Source organism: Gordonia bronchialis DSM 43247, assembly GCF_000024785.1.
GTDB lineage: Bacteria > Actinomycetota > Actinomycetes > Mycobacteriales > Mycobacteriaceae > Gordonia > Gordonia bronchialis.
In genome coordinates, this window is record NC_013441.1 from 1,583,827 (window position 1) to 1,605,686 (window position 21,860).

20 protein-coding genes are annotated in these 21,860 nt (G+C 67.5%); 5 read left to right on the top strand and 15 right to left on the bottom strand.

The features are described 5' to 3' along the window. Positions 1-18: 18 nt before the first annotated feature. Positions 19-756 (bottom strand): glycoside hydrolase family 25 protein, encoded by a 738-nt coding sequence (locus tag GBRO_RS07440; protein ID WP_012833362.1) that lies wholly within the window; start codon positions 754-756, stop codon positions 19-21. A gap of 87 nt (positions 757-843) precedes the next feature. On the opposite strand from GBRO_RS07440, the gene GBRO_RS07445 reads away from it, so the two are divergent. After that, positions 844-1,950 (top strand): lipase family protein, encoded by a 1,107-nt coding sequence (locus GBRO_RS07445; RefSeq protein WP_083775677.1) that lies wholly within the window; start codon positions 844-846, stop codon positions 1,948-1,950. A 6-nt stretch (positions 1,951-1,956) separates the two neighbouring features. Here the strand turns inward: GBRO_RS07445 and GBRO_RS07450 are convergent, their stop codons facing one another. The 3 genes from GBRO_RS07450 to GBRO_RS07460 all read right to left on the bottom strand — a co-directional run bounded on the left by GBRO_RS07450 (position 1,957) and on the right by GBRO_RS07460 (position 6,073). Then, on the bottom strand, positions 1,957-3,762 hold the full coding sequence (locus tag GBRO_RS07450; RefSeq protein ID WP_012833364.1) for an ABC-F family ATP-binding cassette domain-containing protein: 1,806 nt from the start codon (positions 3,760-3,762) through the stop codon (positions 1,957-1,959). 77 nt (positions 3,763-3,839) lie between these two features. After that, entirely contained in the window at positions 3,840-4,709 is an 870-nt protein-coding gene (locus GBRO_RS07455; RefSeq protein WP_012833365.1) for an SGNH/GDSL hydrolase family protein, read from the bottom strand. A 170-nt stretch (positions 4,710-4,879) separates the two neighbouring features. Then, positions 4,880-6,073 (bottom strand): acyl-CoA dehydrogenase family protein, encoded by a 1,194-nt coding sequence (locus GBRO_RS07460; RefSeq protein ID WP_012833366.1) that lies wholly within the window; start codon positions 6,071-6,073, stop codon positions 4,880-4,882. 118 nt (positions 6,074-6,191) lie between these two features. On the opposite strand from GBRO_RS07460, the gene GBRO_RS07465 reads away from it, so the two are divergent. Further along, positions 6,192-7,415 carry an acetyl-CoA C-acetyltransferase gene (locus tag GBRO_RS07465; protein WP_012833367.1) on the top strand — a complete coding sequence of 408 codons (1,224 nt, stop codon included), beginning with the start codon at positions 6,192-6,194 and terminating at the stop codon, positions 7,413-7,415. Between the two features lie 4 nt (positions 7,416-7,419). Here GBRO_RS07465 and GBRO_RS07470 read toward each other — a convergent pair whose 3' ends face one another. Next, entirely contained in the window at positions 7,420-8,157 is a 738-nt protein-coding gene (locus tag GBRO_RS07470; protein WP_012833368.1) for an alpha/beta fold hydrolase, read from the bottom strand. Then, positions 8,141-9,787 (bottom strand): ABC-F family ATP-binding cassette domain-containing protein, encoded by a 1,647-nt coding sequence (locus GBRO_RS07475; protein WP_012833369.1) that lies wholly within the window; start codon positions 9,785-9,787, stop codon positions 8,141-8,143. The genes GBRO_RS07470 and GBRO_RS07475 overlap by 17 nt, the downstream gene beginning before the upstream one ends. A gap of 177 nt (positions 9,788-9,964) precedes the next feature. Here GBRO_RS07475 and GBRO_RS07480 point away from each other — a divergent pair, with 177 nt between their 5' ends. Continuing rightward, entirely contained in the window at positions 9,965-10,969 is a 1,005-nt protein-coding gene (locus GBRO_RS07480) for an enoyl-CoA hydratase/isomerase family protein (protein ID WP_012833370.1), read from the top strand. Positions 10,970-10,995: 26 nt separating this feature from the next. On the opposite strand, the gene GBRO_RS07485 is transcribed toward GBRO_RS07480, so the two are convergent. From GBRO_RS07485 to GBRO_RS07500, 4 genes are all read right to left on the bottom strand, one after another. Further along, entirely contained in the window at positions 10,996-11,742 is a 747-nt protein-coding gene (locus GBRO_RS07485; RefSeq protein ID WP_012833371.1) for a hypothetical protein, read from the bottom strand. Between the two features lie 61 nt (positions 11,743-11,803). After that, positions 11,804-13,426 (bottom strand): peptide chain release factor 3, encoded by a 1,623-nt coding sequence (locus tag GBRO_RS07490; protein ID WP_012833372.1) that lies wholly within the window; start codon positions 13,424-13,426, stop codon positions 11,804-11,806. A 90-nt stretch (positions 13,427-13,516) separates the two neighbouring features. Continuing rightward, the gene (locus tag GBRO_RS07495) at positions 13,517-14,533 is read right to left on the bottom strand and encodes a beta-ketoacyl-ACP synthase III (protein ID WP_012833373.1); all 1,017 of its coding nucleotides are present in this window, start codon (positions 14,531-14,533) and stop codon (positions 13,517-13,519) included. 50 nt (positions 14,534-14,583) lie between these two features. Then, complete coding sequence (locus GBRO_RS07500) at positions 14,584-15,240, bottom strand: PadR family transcriptional regulator (protein WP_012833374.1); 657 nt, start codon at positions 15,238-15,240, stop codon at positions 14,584-14,586. A gap of 210 nt (positions 15,241-15,450) precedes the next feature. Here GBRO_RS07500 and GBRO_RS07505 point away from each other — a divergent pair, with 210 nt between their 5' ends. Both GBRO_RS07505 and GBRO_RS07510 read left to right on the top strand, forming a co-directional pair. Then, positions 15,451-16,452 (top strand): daunorubicin resistance protein DrrA family ABC transporter ATP-binding protein, encoded by a 1,002-nt coding sequence (locus tag GBRO_RS07505; protein WP_012833375.1) that lies wholly within the window; start codon positions 15,451-15,453, stop codon positions 16,450-16,452. Further along, the gene (locus GBRO_RS07510) at positions 16,449-17,273 is read left to right on the top strand and encodes an ABC transporter permease (RefSeq protein ID WP_012833376.1); all 825 of its coding nucleotides are present in this window, start codon (positions 16,449-16,451) and stop codon (positions 17,271-17,273) included. The genes GBRO_RS07505 and GBRO_RS07510 overlap by 4 nt, the downstream gene beginning before the upstream one ends. A 25-nt stretch (positions 17,274-17,298) precedes the next feature. Here the strand turns inward: GBRO_RS07510 and GBRO_RS07515 are convergent, their stop codons facing one another. The 5 genes from GBRO_RS07515 to pth all read right to left on the bottom strand — a co-directional run bounded on the left by GBRO_RS07515 (position 17,299) and on the right by pth (position 21,843). Then, positions 17,299-17,826, bottom strand: a complete 528-nt coding sequence (locus GBRO_RS07515; RefSeq protein ID WP_147290638.1) for a hypothetical protein — start codon at positions 17,824-17,826, stop codon at positions 17,299-17,301. 14 nt (positions 17,827-17,840) lie between these two features. After that, positions 17,841-18,110 (bottom strand): hypothetical protein, encoded by a 270-nt coding sequence (locus GBRO_RS07520; protein WP_012833378.1) that lies wholly within the window; start codon positions 18,108-18,110, stop codon positions 17,841-17,843. 118 nt (positions 18,111-18,228) lie between these two features. Continuing rightward, positions 18,229-19,299 carry a beta-ketoacyl-ACP synthase 3 gene (locus GBRO_RS07525; RefSeq protein ID WP_012833379.1) on the bottom strand — a complete coding sequence of 357 codons (1,071 nt, stop codon included), beginning with the start codon at positions 19,297-19,299 and terminating at the stop codon, positions 18,229-18,231. 113 nt (positions 19,300-19,412) lie between these two features. Continuing rightward, positions 19,413-21,227: an SLC13 family permease gene (locus GBRO_RS07530; protein WP_012833380.1), complete on the bottom strand. Its 1,815-nt coding sequence runs from the start codon at positions 21,225-21,227 to the stop codon at positions 19,413-19,415. 49 nt (positions 21,228-21,276) lie between these two features. Then, positions 21,277-21,843, bottom strand: coding sequence for an aminoacyl-tRNA hydrolase (gene pth / locus GBRO_RS07535; protein WP_012833381.1), 567 nt, complete (start codon positions 21,841-21,843; stop codon positions 21,277-21,279). Positions 21,844-21,860: the final 17 nt, after the last annotated feature.

Below are 21,860 nucleotides of genomic sequence, written 5' to 3' on the forward strand. Positions count from 1 at the left end.
CCAGGGTAGGAAACCCGGTCAGCTCCCGAAGACGTTGATCGCGTTGCCATAGGAGCGCAGCGCCGCGATGGACCCGTTGTAGCGGTTCAGGTCGACGCGGGTGGGGATGCCGGGAAGCCGACCCGACGAGGTGTACTGCCAGAACCGCCAGGTGCGCCATCCGCCGCGCGGCATCTCCGGCGCGCTGCGGCCGTTGTAGGAGGCGATCCACAGCGGGTGATCGGCGAATTCGGTGGTTGCGCCCATCGCGGTGTTCCAGAACCGCGGATCGGTGTAGAGGATGGTCTTGCGGCCGGTGAGCGGTTCGAGGACGGCGAAGAACTCGCGCACCCAGGCGCGCAAGCCGGCGGGGGACAGTCCGCCGGAGTTCTCGAGGTCGAGGACCGGTGGCAAGTCGAGGATGCCGTTCTGGCCGAGCACGATCGTCGCGTAGAAGATGGCCTGCGCGGCCGCGGGCCGCGACGGATCGGCGTAGTGGTAGGTGCCGCGGATGAGTCCGGCAGCCCGCATGGCGAGGCGGTCGGGTACGAAGTACGGGTTGACGTACCAGGTGGACTCGGTGGCCTTGACCATGGCGATCTGCTGGCCGGCGGCACGCACCGCGAACCAGTTGATCGACGCGCCACCAGGATGCTGATGGCTCGACACATCCGGCCCGATGGTCTGCGGTGCGGCGTGTGCTGTTGCGGCAGAGGATATTCCGCCGAAGATGAGGGTGGCCGCGAGTGTGACGGCGACCACTGTGCGTCGGGGCATCACAGCTCCACGCTAGGTGACGGTGGCGACCATTACAGTGGTTTCGTGCGACCGAGACCCTTGGTGACCGCTTCGACGGTGCTCACGATGCTGCTCGCCGTGGTCTCGGGGGTTCTCGTCCCGGTGCCCTCGGCGGCCGCTGCGCCGCCCCCGGGGTTCGTCTTCGCGTCCACACCACTACCCGCGGGGGAGTTGCCGTCGGGTGCCGCACACGGCACCCGCGTCGTCTACGCGACCCTCGATCAGAACGGCCGGCCGGCGCTGGCCACCGGTGTCTTCTGGACGCCGCACGGCGCGCCGCCGGTGGGTGGTTGGCCCGTCGTCTCGTGGGCGCACGGCACCACCGGGATCGCCGATCGGTGTGCACCGAGCCGGACCCGGCACGGCAACGGGCTCGAGACACCGATCCGCAAGGCACTCGACGCCGGATATGCCGTCACCGCCACCGACTACGCGGGCCTGGGGTCGGCGGGGGAGACCGAGTACCTGGGTGGCCGCGCCGCCGCGCACTCGATTGTCGACATCATCCATGCGGCCAGGTCGCTCGATCCGACACTGTCGGCGCGTTGGGTGTCGACCGGCCACTCGCAGGGCGGTCACGCGGCGCTGTTCGCGGCCCGGTACGCCGGTGAGTACGCGCCCGACTTGTCGCTGCGGGCGGCGGTCGCCATCGCCCCGGTCTCGTCGATGGAAGATATCTTCGGTGTCTTCGGGCCGCGCACACCGGGACTCGGCCGTTTCAACGGGGTCAGCGGGTTATTCCTCTATCTCCTCGCCGGACTCGATCACGCACAGCGCGATCTCCACGTCGCCGATCACCTCACCGACACCGGACGCCGATACCTCGACGCCGCCCGTGAGCAGTGCTACGGCGACCTGAATTCGGCTCTGCAGTCGGTGTCGCCGGGATCGCTCGTGGGCAGCTCCTTTGTCGCCGACGACGCGTTCCGGCGGGCGCTGGCCGACTACGCCCAGGTGCCCACCGGGGGCTATGGAGTGCCGATCCGCATCCAGCACGGATTCCTCGACCCGGTGCTGCCGTATGTCCTCAGCCGCGATCTGCGTTCCAAGATGCGTGACGACGGCACCGACGTCACCTTGAAGACCTACCTGCGCGCTGACCACACGAGCGTCGTCGACGACTCCCGCGACGACACGATGAGCGCAATCAACGAAGGGTTCGCGCGGGACTGATCGGCCTCAGCCGATCAACTCCGACAACTCCAACCACCTCTCCTCGAGTTCGGCCGTCTCGTCTTCGACGGCGCGCAGCGACTCGGTGAGTTTCTGCAGTCCGGCATGATCGCTCTGATCGTGGTCGGCCATGCGTGCGTGCAGGGTCGTCACCTCGGCGTGCAGCTTGTCGAGCCGTCGTTCGATGGAACTCGCCTCCTTCTCGACCGCGCGACGCTCGGCACCGGACAGCGCGGTCGACTCAGTCGACTCAGTCGTAGAGGCGGCGGTGGCCGGAGCACCCGTCGAGCCGGCCTGCTGACGCCTGCGCAACGCCAGGAATTCGTCGACACCGCCGGGCAGATGCCGAAGACGCCCGTCCATCACGCCGTACTGCTGGTCGGTGACGCGTTCGAGGAAGTAGCGGTCATGGGAGACGACGATCAGCGTGCCGGGCCACGAATCGAGTAGGTCTTCGAGGGCCGCGAGCATGTCGGTGTCGAGGTCGTTGGTGGGCTCGTCGAGGATCAGCACGTTGGGGGCGTCGAGCAGGATTAGCAGCAGTTGCAGGCGCCGCTTCTGTCCGCCGGACAGGTCGCGGACCGGCGTGGAGAGCTGGGAGCTGTCGAAGCCGAGGCGTTCGAGCAACTGCGACGGGGAGAGTTCCTGCGCCTTGGACCCGGACCCGAAGGTGTAGGTGGAACGCAGTTCGGCCACCACCACCCGCACCGGGTCGTCGAGGTGACGCTCGAGGTCGTCGAGCCGCTGGGTCAGCGTCGCCACCTTGACGGTCTTGCCGCGCTTGACCCTGCCGCCCGTCGGTTCGACGGTGCCGGCGATCAGACCGAGCAGCGTCGACTTGCCGGCGCCGTTGACCCCGAGGATGCCGGTGCGTTCACCGGGCGCGAGTCGCCACTCGACGTCGTGCAGGACCTCACGCCCGTCGTAGGAGACGGACACGTCGAGGAGGTCGACGACGTCCTTGCCGAGCCGGGCGACGGCCAGCGACTGCAACGCGACGGTGTCACGCACCGGCGGGACGTCGGCGATCAGCGCGTTGGCCGCGTCGATCCGGAACTTGGGTTTGGAGGTGCGTGCGGGTGCACCGCGGCGCAACCAGGCCAGTTCCTTGCGGGCCAGGTTCTGGCGGCGTGCCTCGATGGCCGCCGCCTGCCGGTCGCGTTCCACCCGCTGCAGGATGTAAGCGGCATATCCGCCTTCGAAGGGCTCGACGATGCGGTCGTGGACCTCCCAGGTGACGGTGCACACCTCGTCGAGGAACCAACGGTCGTGGGTGACCACCAGCAGGCCGCCGGCGTTGACGGGCCACCGCTTCTTGATGTGACCGGCCAGCCAGGTGATGGCCTCCACGTCGAGATGGTTGGTCGGTTCGTCGAGTGCGAGGATGTCATGATCGCCGGCGAGCAGCCGGGCCAATGACACCCGACGACGCTGCCCGCCGGACAGCGAATCCACCGGGGCGTCCCAGTCGACGTCGCCGAGCAGTCCGGCGATGACGTCCCGGATTCGTGCGTCGGAGGCCCACTCGTGTTCGGGCCGGTCGCCGACGACGACATGTCCGACGGTGTCCCCGTCGTCGAAGACGTCGGCCTGATCGAGGACGCCCACCCGCACCCCGCCGCGCACGGTGACGCGTCCCGAATCGGGTTGCAGGCGGCCGGCGAGCATCGCGAGCAGGCTTGACTTGCCGTCGCCGTTACGGCCGACGATGCCGATCCGGTCGCCCTCGTTCACGCCGAGGGACACCGAGTCGAAGACCTTGGTTGTCGGGAACTCCAGGCTGAGCGCTTCCGCCCCGAGAAGATGTGCCACCCGACAACGCTAACGGACGCCGCACCGCGAACTCAGCGCCGGATCCTTCAGCGTCGGATCCTTCAGCGTCGGATCCTTCAGCGTCGGATGGCTCCGTTGATCATCAACGCGAAGGCCAGCGCACCCGCCTGATTGAGGTGGAAAGGATAGGCGATCGTGTTCGACAGGCCGCTCTCGTACCAGGGATTGAGGAAGTTGCACGGATCATGGCCTGCCGAAAGGCGATTCGCGTCGATGAAGGTGCCGTTGACACTCGCCGTCGCTTCGCGCAGGGCGGCGTTGGCGCGGTCGAAGACCGTGCGCATCCATCGGGTGTCGGGGTCCGAGAGCGGCACCATCGGCCAGCATCCGTGGTTGCCCATGAATCCGCCGATGCCGACCACGATGATCTGGGCGCGCGGCGCCTTGCGCCGGATGGCGGCCAGCGCCGGGGTGACCCGATTGTCCATGCGGGCGATGCGCGCCCGTACCTCGCGCTCGGCGTGCCTGCTGTAGCGGCAGCGCCGGTCCTGCAGCGGGGCGGTTGTGCACAGCGCGTAGATCCCACCCCATTTCATGTCGTTGCCGCCGATGCTGACCGTGATCAACTGGGCATCGCGCGGCACGAGGTAGAGCTGCGGCACCTTGTAACCCATGTCGGTGCGTTGTCCGGCGCTGTACAGATTCGCCGCCTTGGCGCCGGCGCACGAGGTGTCGATGAAGCGGCGCGGGAGATTCATCGCGGCGACGTACATCGGGTAGTTGAAAGCCGAACGCTTGCATCCGAGGAAGTAATCCGGCGTCGGCGTGAAGAAGGCGCCCGAGGCGCGTGAATCACCCATCGCGACGTACGGCCCGTGGGTGTATCGCTCGGGCGTGGCTGCCGGAGCGGCGTCGGCCCGCGGTGCCCATGCGGCCGCCGAAATCAGTGAGACCACGAACGCCGCGATCAGCAAGGTTGCCGGCATCCGACCCAGAAAACCGCGCTCACCAGCCCGTATGCCCTGAGGGCGTCCCGCCCGCACCACCGCGTCACTCACTTCCGCCACACCACGATCACCGCAGCACTGCGGCGCTCAGGAGATTCTAAGACACGGGTCCCACCGGCGGATCAACTGTGGTCCACACCACATTGACATCAGCGGACCCGGTACTCGCGCAGCAGTCCGCGGCTGATGATTTGTTTCTGGATTTCGCTGGTGCCCTCGCCGATGAGTAGGAAGGGGGCTTCGCGCATGAGGCGTTCGATCTCGTATTCGGTGGAGTAGCCGTAGCCGCCGTGGATGCGGAAACTGGCTTGGGTGACCTCGGCGCAGTATTCGCTGCATAGGTATTTGGCCATGCCGGCGGCGACGTCGTTGCGTTCGCCGGTGTCCTTGAGTCGGGCGGCGTTGACCATCATCAGGTGCCCGGCCTCGACCTTGGTGGCCATCTCGGCGAGGCTGAACGCGACAGCTTGGTGTTCGGCGATCGGTTTGCCGAAGGTGCGGCGTTGCTGGGCGTAGGCGACGGCGAGTTCGAAGGCGCGTTGGGCGACGCCGCAGGCGCGGGCGGAGACGTTGACCCGGCCGACTTCGACTCCGTCCATCATGTGGGCGAATCCGCGTCCGGGTGTGCCGCCGAGGATGGTGTCGGCGCGCGTGTGGTGGTCGTCGAAGATGAGTTCGGTGGTGTCGATGCCCTTGTAGCCCATTTTGGGGATCTTGCCGGGGATGGTGAGTCCGGGCAGGACCTCGCCGAAGCCGGCGGGTTTTTCGATGAGGAACGTGGTGAGGTTGTGGTGGGGTTTGTCGGCGCCTTCGTCGGTGCGGACGAGCGCGGCGACCAGGGTTGAGGACCCGCCGTTGGTCAGCCACATCTTCTGTCCGTTGATGACGTAGTCATCGCCGGCGCGGCGGGCGGTGGTTGTGATGGCGGCGACGTCGGAGCCGAGGTCGGGTTCGCTCATGGAGAAGGCGCCGCGCACCTCGCCGGTGGCCATGCGGGGCAGGAAGTGTTGTTTCTGGGTGTCGGTGCCGTGCTGGCGGATCATGTAGGCGACGATGAAGTGGGTGTTGATCACCCCGGACACGCTCATCCAGCCGCGGGCGAGTTCTTCTACGCACAGTGCGTAGGTGAGCAGTGATTCGCCGAGGCCGCCATATTCCTCGGGGATCATCAGGCCGAACAGTCCCATCGCGCGCATGTCGGCGACGATTTTGTCCGGGTAGGTGTCGGTGTGTTCGAGTTCCTGGGCGGCCGGGATGATCTCGCGGTCGACGTAGGTGCGGACCGTGGCGAGGATGTCGCGCTGAAAGTCGGTGAGATCCTGGGTCTGGGCGATGCGGGCCACGGCCGTCTCCGTTCTGCTCGACGCGCGTCGACACCGACGCCCTGCGAGTGTCACACATCGACGGAGCGCACTGTGATCCGGCCGACGTCGGGGCGTGCGCATGTAGGACAATCACGCCATGCGCGAGATCGTGATCTGTGAACCGCTCCGGACTCCCATCGGCCGTTACGGCGGGATGTTCGCATCGCTGACCGCCGTCGACCTCGGCGCGACGGTACTGACCGCCCTACTCGAGCGGACCGGACTCGCACCCGACGCGGTCGACGACGTCATCCTCGGCCAGTGCAATCCCAACAGCGAGGCACCCGCGATCGGACGGGTGGTCGCTCTCGACGCCCGTCTGCCGGTCACGGTTCCGGGTGCGCACGTCGACCGGCGGTGCGGTTCCGGTCTGCAGGCGATCATCTACGGCGGGCTGCAGGTGGCCACCGGCGCCGATGACATCGTGATCGCCGGCGGTACCGAGTCGATGAGCAACGCGTCCTTCTACTCGCTCGACATGCGTTGGGGCGGAGCGCGTTCCGGGGTGCGTGTCCACGACAGTCTGGCCCGCGCCAGGGTCACCTCCGGTGGCCGTCACCACCCGGTGGCCGGTGGCATGATCGAGACCGCGGAGAACCTGCGACGCGACTACCGCATCCCGCGGACCGAGCAGGACGAGCTGGCGATGGCATCCCACGAGCGTGCGGTGCGGGCCCAGAAAGACGGTGTGTTCGCCGCGGAGATCGTGCCGGTCACCGTCCGTGATCGCAAGGGCGAGAAGGTGATCGACACCGACGAGCACCCCCGGCCGGACATCTCGATGGCGGCTCTGGAACGGCTGACGCCGATCATGGCCGATACCGACGACGATGCGACCGTCACCGCGGGCAACGCCAGTGGGCAGAACGATGCGGCGTCGATGTGCATCGTCACCACCCCCGAGGTGGCCGAACGGCACGGACTGACGCCGGTGGTCCGGCTGGTGTCGTGGGCCACCGCCGGCGTGCCACCCGAGACGATGGGGATCGGTCCGGTACCCGCCACTGCCTGTGCACTCGGCCTCGCCGGCATCACCCTCGACGACGTCGGGCTGATCGAACTCAACGAGGCGTTTGCGGCGCAGGCTCTGGCGGTCACCCGCGAGTGGGGGTTCGGCCCGTTCGGCACCGACCCCGGATTCGACCGCATCAACGTCAACGGCTCCGGGATCTCACTGGGCCATCCGGTCGGCGCGACCGGCGGACGCATGCTGGCGACCCTGGCCCGGGAAATGCGCCGTCGCCGTGTGCGTTACGGCCTGGAGACGATGTGCATCGGCGGCGGCCAAGGGCTCGCCGCGGTGTTCGAGCTGGTGGAGTGACGGCTCACGCCGCCGGGCGGGGAAGCGCGTCGCAGGTGGCGGCGAACTCGCTGATCAGCCGCCCGGTGCGGACCGGCTGGATGAGCGGGAACAGGTGACTCGCACCCGGTAGCACCGTCAGGTGCGCGTTCTCGGAGACCGCCAGGAAGCGTCGTTCGTGGGCGCGGAACGGATCGCGGCCGCCGTTGACGAATTCGATGGGACCCGGGTAGCGGGCCAGCTCGCCCAGCGCGTCGAAGCCGCGGACATCGGCCACCACGTCGGCGATCGCCGCGAGGGCCAGACCGCCGACCTCCATGTCGTCGGACACCCGCCGGCCGACCGTCGCGCGGGTGAGGATCCGGCTGAGGACGGCCGCCTCCTTGGGGAGGAAAGCCGTTGCCGCGCCCAACATCTGGAACGGCAGCGCAAAGGTCCGGCCGGGCTGGGTGGTGGCGCACATCGGCATCACCCCGGCGACCAGGTCCGGGTGCCGTCCGGCGACCGCCATCGCTACGTACCCGCCCATCGACATACCGCAGACGATGGCCGGCCGCCCGGCCCGCTCGATCTCACCGACGATCGTGTCGACCGCGGCGGCCATGGTGAATCTCTCACCCTGCCGGGCACCGTGCCCGGGGAGGTCCGGGTGGATGGCGGGCCGGTCGGTGACGGCGTCGGCGATGCGATGCAGCGACGCACCGCTGACCCGGATCCCGTGGACGAGGACGACCGGCGTGTCGGCGTCACTGGAGTGTGTCATCTCCGGCGGTGTCATCCTGGCAGGGTGCCGGGCGCAGATGTCGGATCGGTGGCCGGAGACCGAATGTCGGTTGAACGCCCGCCGCTGCGCCGATCTCCACAACCCGCTCGATACCGAGCCGCTCGAGGAATCCGGCGTCGTGCGACACCACCAGCAGTGCCCCCGACCAACTGGTGAGCGCGTCGACGAGCTGGGCCACGGTGTCGAGATCGAGGTTGTTGGTCGGTTCGTCGAGGATCAGCAGCTTCGGCGGTGGATCACCGAGGAGCGCCGAGGCCAGCGCCACCCGCAGGCGCTCGCCGGCGGACAATTCGCCCACCACGCGATCGGCCCGCGCACCACGGAACAGGAACCGCGCCAGATGCGCCCGGACCTGCTGGGCGTCGACGTCGGGATGGGCCGACGTCACCTCGTCGACGATCGAACGGTCGGGGTCGTCGAAGGTGAACCGTTGCGGCACATAGGCATACGGAACGAGAATCGCTTCGGTGGCGATCAGCTCGTCGATGAGCGTCGACTTACCCGCGCCGTTGGGCCCGACGAGAGCGATGCGTTCGGGGCCATCGATGCGCAAGCGGTCGTCGGCGATGACCTGGGCGTGAATGGCCACTTCCGTTGTGGGCACGCTGATCCGGGTACTGCGGTCGTCACGGATCTCGTGCCGTCGGGCGTCGAGACGGGCCGCGGCCGCGCTGACGTCGTCGCGATGGGCGTTGCGCAGCTTGCCTGCCGACACCTGCGCGGCATCGCGCCGAAGATGCGCGATGATCTTCGGAACCCGCTTCTCCCGCTCGGCCTTTGCCGCTGTGCGGGCGCGCCGGTCGAGTTTGATCTGGGCGTCGACGAGTTCTCGTTTCTGCTTGCGCAGGTCGCCGGCGGCGGTGGTCGCCGCGGCCATCGCCGCATCCTGTTCGGCGTCGATCACGTCGCGATAGTGCGAGTACGGACCTCCGAACACTCGTACCGTTCCGCGATAGAGCTCGAGGGTGGCGTCGACACGTTCGAGGAGCTCGAGATCGTGACTCACCACGATGACGGTGCCGGAGAAGTCGTCGATGGCCTCGAAAAGCCTTGTTCGCGAGCGGTTGTCGAGGTTGTTGGTCGGCTCGTCGAGTAGTAGTACCGATGGGCGATCGAGCAGCCGGGCGGCGATTCCCAGCAAGGTGGCCTCACCGCCGGACAGGGTGCCTACCGTCCGGTTCACATCGGTCGGCAGCCCGAGTCTGGACAACTGCGCCACCGCGCGATCCTGCGCATCCCAGGCGTCCCCGACGACGGTGAAGTCGCGTTCGTCGACGGACCCGGCCTCGATGCGGGAGATGGCGTCGAGGATGGGCGCGATGCCGAGAGCGGCGGCCAGGGTGGTCGCCGGTTCCGCGTAGGCGTCCTGGGTCACGAGTCCCACCTCACCCTGGGCGGTGATCGACCCCTCGTGTGGGCGCAGGCGGCCCGCGATCAGCGCGAGAAGCGTGGATTTGCCTGCGCCATTGGCCCCGATGAGTGAGTACACGGCGTTGGGCACGGTGAACGAGAGGCCGTCGAATACGGGGGTGCCGTCCGGCCAGGCGTACGAGACGCCGGAAAAGGTGATTGAGGCCGACGGCTGAGTTCCGGAAAGCGGTGCGGTCATGTGCGACTCCTGAGGTGGTTGGATGCCGACCGATCGCGATGATCGGGGCAGCGAACGGACTCACCTCAGTTGTTCATGACGGGTGCATCACTCCTGTGGTCGGAAACAGCGACGCCACCACCATAACGCCGGGGCCGGACCTGCTGTCAACCGCATTTGCGCGCTACCGTGTCGACCATGTCGTTCATACGTACCGCCGTCGCCAACGGTGTCGGCGAGATCATCCTGGACCGCCCCAAAGCTCTCAACGCACTCGATCAGTCGATGATCGACGACATGTACCGCACGCTCGGGGAATGGGGGGACGACGACGCGATCGACACCGTCCTGGTCACCTCGGCGAGTGAGAAGGCGTTCTGTGCCGGTGGCGACATCCGGGCGATCCGGGACAGTGCGCTCGCCGGTGACACCGAGGCGATCACCCGCTATTTCCACAGTGAGTACCGACTCGATCAGCTCGTCGCCGACTATCCCAAACCCTACGTCGCGTTGATCGACGGGGCGGCGATGGGCGGCGGTCTGGGTATCAGTGTGCATGGCGAGATCCGGGTGGTCACCGAGAAAGCCCTGATCGCCATGCCGGAGACGGCAATCGGGTTCTTCCCCGACATCGGTTCCACCTACTTCCTGCCGCGTCTGCCCGAGGGTGTCGGCATGTGGCTGGGCCTCACCGGTGCCCGCATTCGTGGCATCGACGCCGTGGCAGTCGGTCTCGCAACACATTTCGTCGCATCGGCCGATCTGCCCGACGTCGCCGATCTGATCCGGTCCGGAGCTCCGCTCGCAGATGCGTTGTCGCGGTCGGGAACCGAGGAGACCAGCGACGTACCGCTGCGCAAGATCGGCGAATACTTCTCCGATGACAACATCGCCGCGATCGTCGGCGGTCTGCGCGGCGCCGTCGGCGACGAGTGGGCCGCCGAGATGGTCGGCCTGATCGAGAACGCCTCACCCACCAGTCTGTGGGTGACCGCGGCGATGATCACCGCGGGTGCACAGAGCACGCTCGACGAGTGTTTCGACCGCGAACTGCATGCCGCGGAACGGATCACGATGACCGGCGACTTCGCCGAAGGGGTGCGCGCGGTGCTCGTCGACAAGGATCGCAACCCCGCCTTCGAGCCGGACGCGATCGATGCCGTCGACCCGGCTGTGGTGGCGGCGATCGTCGGGGAGGCCTGATCTGCCACCACCTTGCCGAGCGAACCTCACGGCCGCAGATCGAACCAACCGGTGAGTGACACCGCGGGCGGTACTGCCGGCGCGCCGGGTGGTGGTGGAACGGTGGAGGATTCGTCGGCGTCGTAGGAGACGTCGTCGTCGGGGGCGAGCGGGTTGGCGTCGGTGAGAGCGGCGCTCGGGCAGGAGAAGGAACCGGCCGCGCGTTCGGCGGACATCGCCGTGATGGTCAGCGCGCACACCGGTGAATGGTGGTAGGTGCCCTCGGCGGAGACGCCCACCTGGGCGTTGATCGGGCCGGTCAGCGGGCCCACCCGGGGGCGGACGGTGCCGATCGGCGGGAGGACTCCGCCGGTGAGTTCGCCGACGAGGAACTCGATCTGGGCACCGTCGATGCCCGCGCCCTTGAATACGAACAGCAGTGAGTCGGGTGGCACGTCGGGGCGCACGGGTCCCCACTTGGCGAACTCGTAACAGGTGATGCCCTGTGCGGGTGTCCCGGTGGGCGCCGGTGTGGTGGTGTCGGTGGGGCCGATCGCGACCCGCAGGAATCCCTTCCCGAAGGAAAGGTTGTGTGCGCCACGGTCTATGGTGCCCTGGGGTGCCTGGGCCACGCAGTCCTCGGGGTCGAGTGTGCGTGATGTCGCGGGCGTGGTGGGTGTGATGGTCGACGACGACATGGCCGTATCGGTGTGCTGCGCGCCGCACCCGGCGACCCCGGCAAGGATGCCGAAGGCGAGCACACCGGTCAGGATCGGCCTCGGCAGATCGGTCATCGTGCTGTGTGACTCCTCGGCTGTGGGCCGATCTGGATTGCGGGCCGATCGGGATTTCAGGTCAATCTGCGGCTGCAACAAGGGGTTCCAGTGTCAGGTCGGAGTGTTCCTTCTCGATGTACTGCAGGCGCCACTTGTCGCTGAACAGGGCGAGGATCGCGCCGTCGGTTCGGGTGAACACCTCCACGCCGCGCTGACGGTCGAGTTCGGGCGCACTGTGCTCGTCGGTGCGACGCGCCAAGGTGTAGCCGAGCGGCTCGATCACCGTGTCCACGTTGAATTCCGACTTCATCCGGGCGGTCACGACCTCGAACTGCATCGGTCCGACGGCGGCCAGAACGGGGGAGGCGTCGCCGCGGGTGTCGTTGCGCAGGACCTGCACCACTCCTTCGCTGTCGAGTTGATCCATCGCCTTGCGGAACTGCTTGTACTTGTCGGCGGTGGTGGCCCGCAACGACGAAAAGTGTTCGGGCGCAAAGGACGGAATCGGCGGGAATTGGACGCGCGGATCGTCGTAGAGTGTGTCGCCCGGGGCGAGCGCGGTGGCGTTGACCAGTCCAACGACGTCGCCGGGATAGGCGGTGTCCACGGTGGAGCGATCCCGACCGAACACGGCCTGAGCGTACTTGGTGGCGAACGGTTTTCCGGTCTGGGCGTGGGTGACGACCATCCCGCGTTCGAACTCCCCGGAGACGATCCGCATGTAGGCCAACCGATCCCGGTGGCTGGCGTCCATCCCGGCCTGCACCTTGAAGACGACCGCACTGAACGGGTCGGTCACTTCGCGCAGCCGGCCGTCGACGTCCGCGCGTCCGGCGGGGGCGGGGGCGAGTTCCACCAGCGTCTCGAGCAGTTGCCGCACCCCGAAGTTGAGCATCGCCGACGCGAAGATCATCGGCGAGGTCTGCCCGGCCAGGAACATCTCCTGGTCGTGGTCCTGGCCCATCTCGGAGAGCAGTTCGCTCTCCTCGGTCGCGGCCACCCACGCGTCGCCCTCCCGCTCGGCGGCGACGTCGGCGCCCATGATCTCCTCGGGCGCGATCTTGGCGCCGCCCGCGGTCCGGGTGAAGTGCACGTACTCGCCGGTGCGTCGGTCGAGCAGTCCGCGGAAATCGCCGGCGATGCCGACGGGCACGAACAACGGGGTGGGGGTCAGGCCGATACGTTCGCTGATCTCGTCGATCAGTTCGAGCGGGGTGCGGCCCGGCCGGTCCCATTTGTTGACGACGGTGACCACGGGGATGCCGCGGTGCCGGCACACCTGGAACAGTTTGAGGGTCTGCGGCTCGAGACCCTTCGCGGCGTCGATGAGCATCACCGCGGCATCGACGGCGGTGAGGACACGGTAGGTGTCCTCGGAGAAGTCGGCGTGGCCGGGGGTGTCGACGAGGTTGATGACGTGCGGCAGCTCCGGGTCGTCGGGCCCGGTGGTGGGCGAACCCTGGGATGTGTAGTTGAACTGCAGCGCCGTCGAGCTGACCGAGATCCCGCGTGCCTTCTCCATCTCCATCCAGTCGGAGACGGTGGATTTGCGTCCGGCCTTGCCGTGGATGGCGCCGGCCTCGCTGATCATGCGCGCGTGCAACGCCAGCGCCTCGGTCATCGTCGACTTACCCGCGTCCGGGTGGGAGATGATCGCGAAGGTGCGGCGCCGTCGTACTTCGGTTGCGACGTCAGAACTCACCCGTCGAGGCTATCGGTCGAGGTGGCGGCGGCCAAAACGTTGGGGTTCAGCAGTAGGTATCGACGATCGATCCCTACTGCTGAACGAGGATCACTCGAACGGCACCGGCGGCATCTTGACGACCTGCGCCGCATACGAGAGCCCGGCACCGTAGCCGAGGAGCAGCGCGGTGTCTCCCGGCTTGGCCCGGCCGGTGGACAGCAGGTCCTCCATGGCCAGCGGGATCGACGCGGCCGACGTGTTGCCGGTGTGCTCGATGTCGTCGGCCACCACGGCACCCTCGCGGAGCTTGAGGGTCTTGGCGAGCAGGTCGTTGATGCGCGAGTTGGCTTGATGCGGCACGAACACGTCGAGTTCCTCGGCGCCGACCTTCGCGGCGTCGAGCGCCTTCTGACCGGCCTTGCCCATCTCGAAGGCGGCCCACCGGAACACCGCGGTGCCCTCGAGACGCAGGTAGGGGCGCTGCACGCGGTCGCCGTCGAGGAAGGTGACCCAGTCGATGTCCTGGGCGATGGCCTTGAACTGGGTGCCGTCGGATCCCCAGACCACCGGACCGAGCTGCTGGTCCTCGGTCGGCCCGACGACCACCGCGCCGGCGCCGTCGCCGAAGATGAAGCAATTGGTGCGGTCGGTCATGTCGAGGGTCACCGACAGCTGCTCGGCGCCGATGACCAGCACGTGGGTGGCACTGCCGCCACGGATCATGTCGGAGGCCACCGCCATCGCGTAGCCGAAGCCGGCGCAGCCGACGGTGACGTCGAAGGCGGGCACACCGTTGGCGCCGAGTTCGGTGGCGATCTTGACCGCACCCGCCGGGGTCAGGAGCAGGTGGGTGTTGGTGGCGAGGATGACCGCGTCGATGTCGGAGCCCGACAGCAGCGCGTTGGCGATCGCCTTGCGTCCGGCGTTGACGGCCATCTCCACGACCGTCTCGTCGCGCCGCGCGAAGCGTCGGGTCTTGATGCCGGTGCGGGTGTAGATCCACTCGTCGGAGGAGTCGATGTGCTCGCAGATCTCGTCATTGGTGACCACCCGTTCCGGGCGGTACGCCCCGATGCCGAGCATCCCGATGTTGTTGGTCCCCGTCGTCTCCGCGAGCACAGTCATGTCAGTCCTTCCGATATGTGACCCGACATAGAAGGTACGCAGTACCTCGGCTACTGGGAAGTAGGTGGCTCGGCGCCGATCATCTCGCGGTAGCGCCGCCGGTCGTCGGACATCTGATGGCCGGGGTCGTCGGCGGGTGGCGCCCAGCCGGTGGTGTCCAGGCTGAGCGTGCCGCGCGCGACGTCCTGCAATAGGTCGGTCAGCCAGTCGAATTCCGCCCGCGCCGTTCGGGACCAGAGCTCGAGGCTTCGCAGGGCGTGCGGCGGGGCATAGGGGTGCAGGGCCGGGTCGATGTGCTCCGGCAGGTCGGCGATGATGTCGGCGAAGCGTCGATGCCGATCGGTGAGTAATTCGACGGCCCGGTCGGCGCCGAGCATCGGCAGCAGACCGTAGGCCGCCTGGAAGTCGCGGTGATCGTAGATGTCGATGTGGTCGATCGCCTCGGCGATGAGCCGTTGCACCTCGGTTCGGCCGGCGTCGGTGAGCTGATAGACCGCGACATCCCGCGCACCCTCGGTGACGTCGTGGCGCGTGAGCAGTCCGTCGGCGCTGAGTCGGGCAAGGCCGTGATAGATCGAGCCGGGTGCGACGTTGGCCCACTGATCGGCCTGCCAGGACATGAGTTCACGACGGATCTGGTAGCCATTGACCGGCTCGAACAACCCGACCGCGCCGAGCAGGAGCAACCGCGTCGTCGACGAGCGCATCTGTCTCCTCCCGTCATGCCACCACGGCCCGGCAGATGAGGACCGCAGTTGTCCGCTATCCGATGAAAACTGTCGTCACGAACAGTCAAACACTGTGACCGCCACCGGAGGCGTCGGAAAACGCTGTTGACTTCCGATGTATCCGCTGGGACGCTGAGAGTGACTATTCAAATTTGAACATATCGTGGCCATCAACCCTGGGGAGCTCGCATGATTCACGCACGAGGTCTGGTGCAGACGTTCAGCACCGGACGCGGCAAGCAGAAGAAGGAGGTCAAGGCCGTCGACGGGGTCGACCTCGACATCGCCGAAGGCGAGGTGGTGGGCTTTCTCGGCCCCAACGGCGCCGGCAAGACCACCACGCTGCGCATGTTGACCACGCTGCTGCGTCCCACCGCAGGCACCGCCACGGTCAACGGCTTCGACGTCGTGGCCGACGCGGTGATGGTCCGGCGCAGCATTGGTTACGTGTCGCAGGCGGGCGGGGCGTTCAGCCAGGCGCAGGCCGGCGACGAGGTGGTCGATCACGGCATGCTCTATGGACTCACCCGCGCCGAAGCCACCCGACGCGGCAAGGCCTTGTTCGACGAATTGCAGCTCCACGGCCTGTGGGAACGCATGCCCAAGAACATGTCCGGCGGGCAGAAGCGGCGTCTCGACATCGTCATGGGACTCGTCCACGAGCCCACCCTGGTCTTCCTCGACGAGCCGACCACCGGCCTGGACCCGCAGGCTCGGGCCAACCTGTGGGAGCACATCCGGCGGCTGCGCACCGAGCGTGGCGCCACCGTGTTCCTCACCACCCACTACCTCGATGAGGCCGATGAACTGTCCGACCGGATCATCGTCATCGACAACGGTCGCATCGTCGCCGCCGACACCGCCGACAATCTCAAGGCCCAGGTGTCCGGCGATCTGGTGGACATCGAGGTCGCCGACGATGCGCACGTCTCGGTGGCCGCGCAGAGGCTGTCGTCGATCGCCACCGCGGTGGACAACGATGGTCGTCACGTCCGGGGTCGTGTGCAACGAGCCGGTCGCCAGGTACCGGGGCTGTTGCGCGACCTCGAATCCGCCGGTGTCGCACTGGATTCCATCGAGGTGATCCGCCCGACCCTCGACGATGTCTTCCTCACTCTGACGGGCCGATCCCTGCGCGACGCCGAATCCGAGAAGCCCGCCGACGCCACCCTGACAGGAGCACAGCAATGACTTCCTCCACCACCTCGCCGACGGTCCGGGCGCTGCACCCGGTCGCGACCCTGCCCAAGGGCAACTTCTTCCGCGAGAGCTACATCGTCTTCCACCGGCAGATCCGGATGAATCTGCGCAACCCGGCGTGGGTGCTCATCGGCGTGATGCAGCCGGTGCTCTACCTGGTGCTGTTCGGTCCACTGCTCAAACCGCTGGTGGCGTCGTTCCCCGGTGGATCGGAAAACGCCTACACCTTCCTGGTGCCCGGCTTGCTGGTGCAGCTGGGTCTGTTCGGCGCGATGTTCGCCGGCTTCAGCCTGATCGGGGAGTGGCGGGAGGGCGTCATCGAGGCCGAGCGGGTGACGCCGGCCAGCCGCACCGCACTGCTGGTCGGGCGACTGATGCGGGACGTTCTGCAACTCTTTGTGCAGGCGGTGATCCTGGTGGTCCTCGGCTACCTGATGGGGATGCGCGGATCGTTCCTGGGCGTCATTGTCGGCATCGTCATCACGCTGCTCGTCGGCGGTGCCTGCGCTGCCGCGTCCAACGCGCTGGCGCTGACCACCAAGAGCGAGGATGTGATGGCGCCGGTCATCAACATGGTGATGATGCCGGTGCTGCTGCTGTCCGGCATCCTGCTGCCGATGACGCTCGGGCCGACCTGGCTGCAGAAGCTGAGCGACTTCATGCCGTTCCGGTGGATCGTCGACGCCGTGCGCGACACCTTCGGCGGCGACATCGCGACCGCCCAGGTGGCCTACGGGCTGATCGCCGCGGTCATCTTGGCCGCGCTCGGAACCTGGTGGGGCACATCGGTGTTCCGCAAGGAGAACGCCTGACCCTAGTGGTCCCCACCGGAACCACTCAGTTGCCGATCACGCCGACGTTGCCGTCGTCGGGCCCGCCGAAGATGCGGTGCCCGGCGACGGTCGTCCGCGGGGAGTCACCTCCGATGGTGACCTGCCAGACCCGCTGTCCCGACGAGATGTCGTATCCGGTCACCGTTTTCAGACGAACAGCGATGATGTTTGCGCCGTCGGAGACGTTGGATTCGCCGATGTACTGGCGTTGCGGGATCGGCATGTGCCGCGACACGATGTGACCGGTCAGCGGGTCGAGCACGACCACGGCCTGACGGAACTCGGGATCGTCGATGAGTGCCGGACCGGTCTGGCCGTTCTCCGGACCCACATAGGCCGCGATGTTGTTGCCGACAGTGGAGGCGAGCATGCGTCGGCCGGTGAACTCCGAGCGGGTCTGCTTCCACAGCAGATGTCCGGTGGTGGGATTGGCGGTGCCGATGGTGGTCGAGTCGTACACGTCGTTCTCGGCCATCCGTCCCAGCAGTGGAAGTGGGAGTGCGGGTCCGGGGTTCTCGGACTGCAGGACCACCGGGCGCCAACCCGTCACCGAACCGAGGCGCGTGCCGTCGGACCGGTGGAAGTCGGTGCCGTCATGATCGGCGTTGAGCACGCGAGGCCGCCGCGGTACACACTCCACGCGGTTGCGTAGACGCCAGTGGTGTCCACCTCGGCGAAGCGCCGACCGTCGTCGGCGTTGAGGAACGTCACCTTGTGGTTGTCGAGATCGTCGGAGACCACCACCTTGGCGTCTTCGAACACGGACGTCGCTCGGGCAGACCAGGTGGGCTCACCGTTGAGATCGAAGGCGCGCATCGTGTCGGCATGCTCGAAACCGGTTTTGACAATGATGCGGTCGTCGGTGCCGTAGATCGCCGATGCCTCGCGCAGGTCCGGAATCCGGACGTTTCGTCATACGGAACACCGGCCGGGATCACCCCAGATCGTCGAAGCTGGTGACCTCGGGCGCCGGCGGAAGGGTCACCACCGCACCTGCGTAGGACAGCCCGGCGCCGAAGCCGAGCAGCAGCGCGGTCTGTCCGCCCTTGGCCTTGCCGGTGGCCAGCATCTCTTCCATCGCCAGCGGGATCGACGCGGCCGAGGTGTTGCCGGTGTTCTCGATGTCGTTGGCCATCGGGATGTCTTCGGGCAGACCGAGGTTCGCCCTCATCAACTCGTTGATCCGCGCGTTGGCCTGATGGGGAACAAAGACCTCGATGTCGTCGATCCCGACGCCGGAGGTCTCCAGGACCGTCGACAGTGCCTTGGGCAAAGTGATTGCCGCCCAACGGAACACCCGCGGGCCCTGCATGGTGACCACCATCCGCCCGACCGGCTCGGTCGCCGGGTCCTTGTGCTGGAACTCCTGGGCGCGGTCCATGTATTCGGGGATGTCGTAGTTCTGGCCGATGGCTTCGGCGTTCTCGCCGTCGGAACCCCACACGGTGGGGGAGATGCCGTTCTCAGTGCTCGGTCCGACGACCACCGCACCCGCACCGTCGCCGAAGATGAAAGCCGTGTTGCGGTCGGTCGGTTCCATCACCACCGACATGGTCTCCACACCGACGAGGAGTACGTATTCGGCGGACCCGGCGCGCACCGTGTCGGCGGCGATTCCCAGGCCGTAACCGAAGCCACCGCAGCCGGCCGCGACGTCAAAGGCGGGGATGCCGTTGAGTCCGATGTCGGAGGCGACGATGGGCCCGCCGTGCGGGATCTTGGTCTTCCAGCTGTTGGTGGCCAGGATCAGTGCGCCGATCTTCTCCTTGTCGATGCCCGAGTTGGCGATCGCGCGTTCGGCGGCGGTCGCTGCCATCGAGCGGGCGGTCTCGTCGCCGCTGATCCAGCGGCGGTTGCGGATGCCGCTGCGTTCGAAGATCCATTCGTCGGTCGAGTCGAGGACCTCGCAGACCTCGTCGTTGCTGACCAGCCGCTGCGGCCGGCAGGCCCCGATACCCAGCATCGCCACGTTCTGATGCCCGGTGTTGGCCGCGATGTTCGCCATTGTTCTCCGCCCCTTCGCAGATCATTACCGCGTGCGAGTCTAAGCCCCGGCCGATGCCCCCGTCAGCCCGCCTCGCCGTAGGTGAGCTGGACAAACGCCCAGGATCGCCTCCCTCAGAGCGGCCAGATCAGCGGGATCAGCACCACGGCGATGACCGCCCAGCACGCCATCAGCACCGCACCGAGACGCCAGTAGTCGCCGAAGCGGTAGCCGCCCGGGTTCATCACGATCATGTTGGCCGGAGTGGCGATCGGGGTGAGCAGCGATGCCGCGCCGGCCACACACACCAGCATCAGCACCGGTCGGCCGTCCACACTGACGTCGGCGGCCGCCGCGAGCGCGATGGGGATGACGATCAGCACCGTCGCGGCGTTGGAGATGAACTGGCCGAGCGCCGCGGTCAGGACGAACAGGGTGATCAGCAGGATGTGCGGGCTGTGGCCGGAGACCAGGTCGACGATCGGCTCGGCGATGAGGTCGGCGCCACCGCTGTCGGAGATGGCGGTCGACATCGGGATCAGCGCGGCGATGAGCACCAGCGTCGGCCAGGAGATCGCTCGATAGGCGTGTTCGGAGGTGAGCACACGGGTGACGACGATGGCCAGCGCGCCGAGGAGTCCCGCCACCACCGGCGGGACCAGTCCGGTGGCCAGCAGCACGATCATCGCGACGACGATGACCGCCGCCCGCGGGGCCGTCCGACTCAGACCCGCGGTCTGACGCCGAACCTGCTCGGCCGATTCGACCACCAGGACCCGCCGGTCGTCGGCGAGTGCGTCGATCGCCTTCCACGGACCGTGCACGAGCAGGGTGTCGCCTTCGGTCAGATCCACTGCCCGCGGTCCGATCTCCTTGTTGCGGCGGCGGATCGAGAGCACGAGCAGATCGTCGTCGGGCCGCACCATGCCGGGGAACGCGCGCTCGCCGATCCACGGCGACCGTGGCGGGATCACCACCTCGCTGATCCCCGTGTCCCGCCCGATGAGCCGGCCGTGCGTGCCGCGCCGACCGGCGACGTCCTCCATGGTGAGGCCGTGGTCGCGCGCAACGGATTCCACTGCCGCGCCCGGCCCGGACACCACCATCACGTCGTCGGCGGCCAGCGGTGCGTCGTCGTCGACGAGGCGGGTGTCACCGGTGCGTTCGATACCCACCAGCGCCACCTCGTCGCGTCCGTGTGCGGCGATGGTTTCGGCGCTGTGCCCGATGGCCGAGGAATCGGTGTCCACGTGCAGGCGGTAGATACGCCGGTCGAGTCCGTAGAGATCGACGACGGTTCCCAGGTAGTTGCTGAAATCGGTGGGCAGCGTGGGGGATTCGCGATGCGGGAGGAGGCGGTCACCGAGTGTCACGGTCACCAGGATCGTGGCTGCCAGCAGCGGCACCCCCAGCAGGGCGAACTCGAAGTAGCCGAACCCAGTGCCGGTGTTCTCCTCGGCGGCTTCGTCGATGATGACGTTGACCGGACTGCCGGAGAGCGTCAGCAACGCACCGGCGCTCGCGGAGAAGGCAAGTGGGATGAGCACCCGCGACGGAAGTATCCCGGCGTGGCGGGCGATCGCCACCGTCACCGGCACCAACGCCGCGGCGGCGCCGTTGACGGTGATCAGCGCGCTCAGAAGGGCCGCGAGCAGCATGATGGCCGCGACCGCGCGGGCCCGCGACGTCCCCGCCGCGCGGCTCATCACCCGACCGATCCAGCCGGTGATCCCGGAGGCCTCCAGACCTTCGCTGACCACGAACAGGGCGGCGATGAACACGATCACCGAGGCGCCGAGGCCCGACGTCATCGCGTCCACGTCAATCAGTCCGCAGAAGTACAGGGCGAGCGCGGAACCGACGGCGACCACCCCCACCGGCAGCCGATTCCAGATGAACAGGACCAACGTGACGCCCAGAATCACCAGACTCGTGACGGCGTCCGACATGAACCCATCGTTGCACGACCCGGGGTGCCCGCTGCGGGACGGCGTCAGCTCACCAGGCGTGCGCGGTGTTCTGCGCGTCCTCCAGCGACCGTGCGACCAGCAGTTCGACGGCGTCGCAGCCGTTGCCGATCAGGAGTTCGACCTCGGCACGCGCGGCGGTCGGGAAGGGTTTCAACACGAAGTCGGCGGGATCCTGGCGGCCCGGGGGCCGGCCGATGCCGAGGCGGACCCGCAGATAGTCGCGGGTGCCGATGACCTGACTGATGGACCGCAGACCGTTGTGCCCGCCCTCGCCGCCGCCGCGCTTGAGACGGACCGCGCCGAAGTCGATGTCGAGTTCGTCGTGGGCGACGATGAGGTCGGCGGGCCCGACCGAATAGAACTTGCAGAGTGGGCCGATCTGGCGACCCGACTCGTTCATGTACGTGCGGGGCTTGGCGACCAGCACGCTCTGACCGGCGAGGGTGATCGAAGCGACCTCGGCGCCCGAGCGCTTGTGCACCTTCCACCGCTCGCCGGCCGAGGCGACGAGGGCGTCGGCGACCATCGCGCCGACGTTGTGCCTCGTCTTCTCGTAGCGTGAACCGGGGTTACCCAGTCCCACAATTATTTTCACTACCAGGAGGGTCGTGA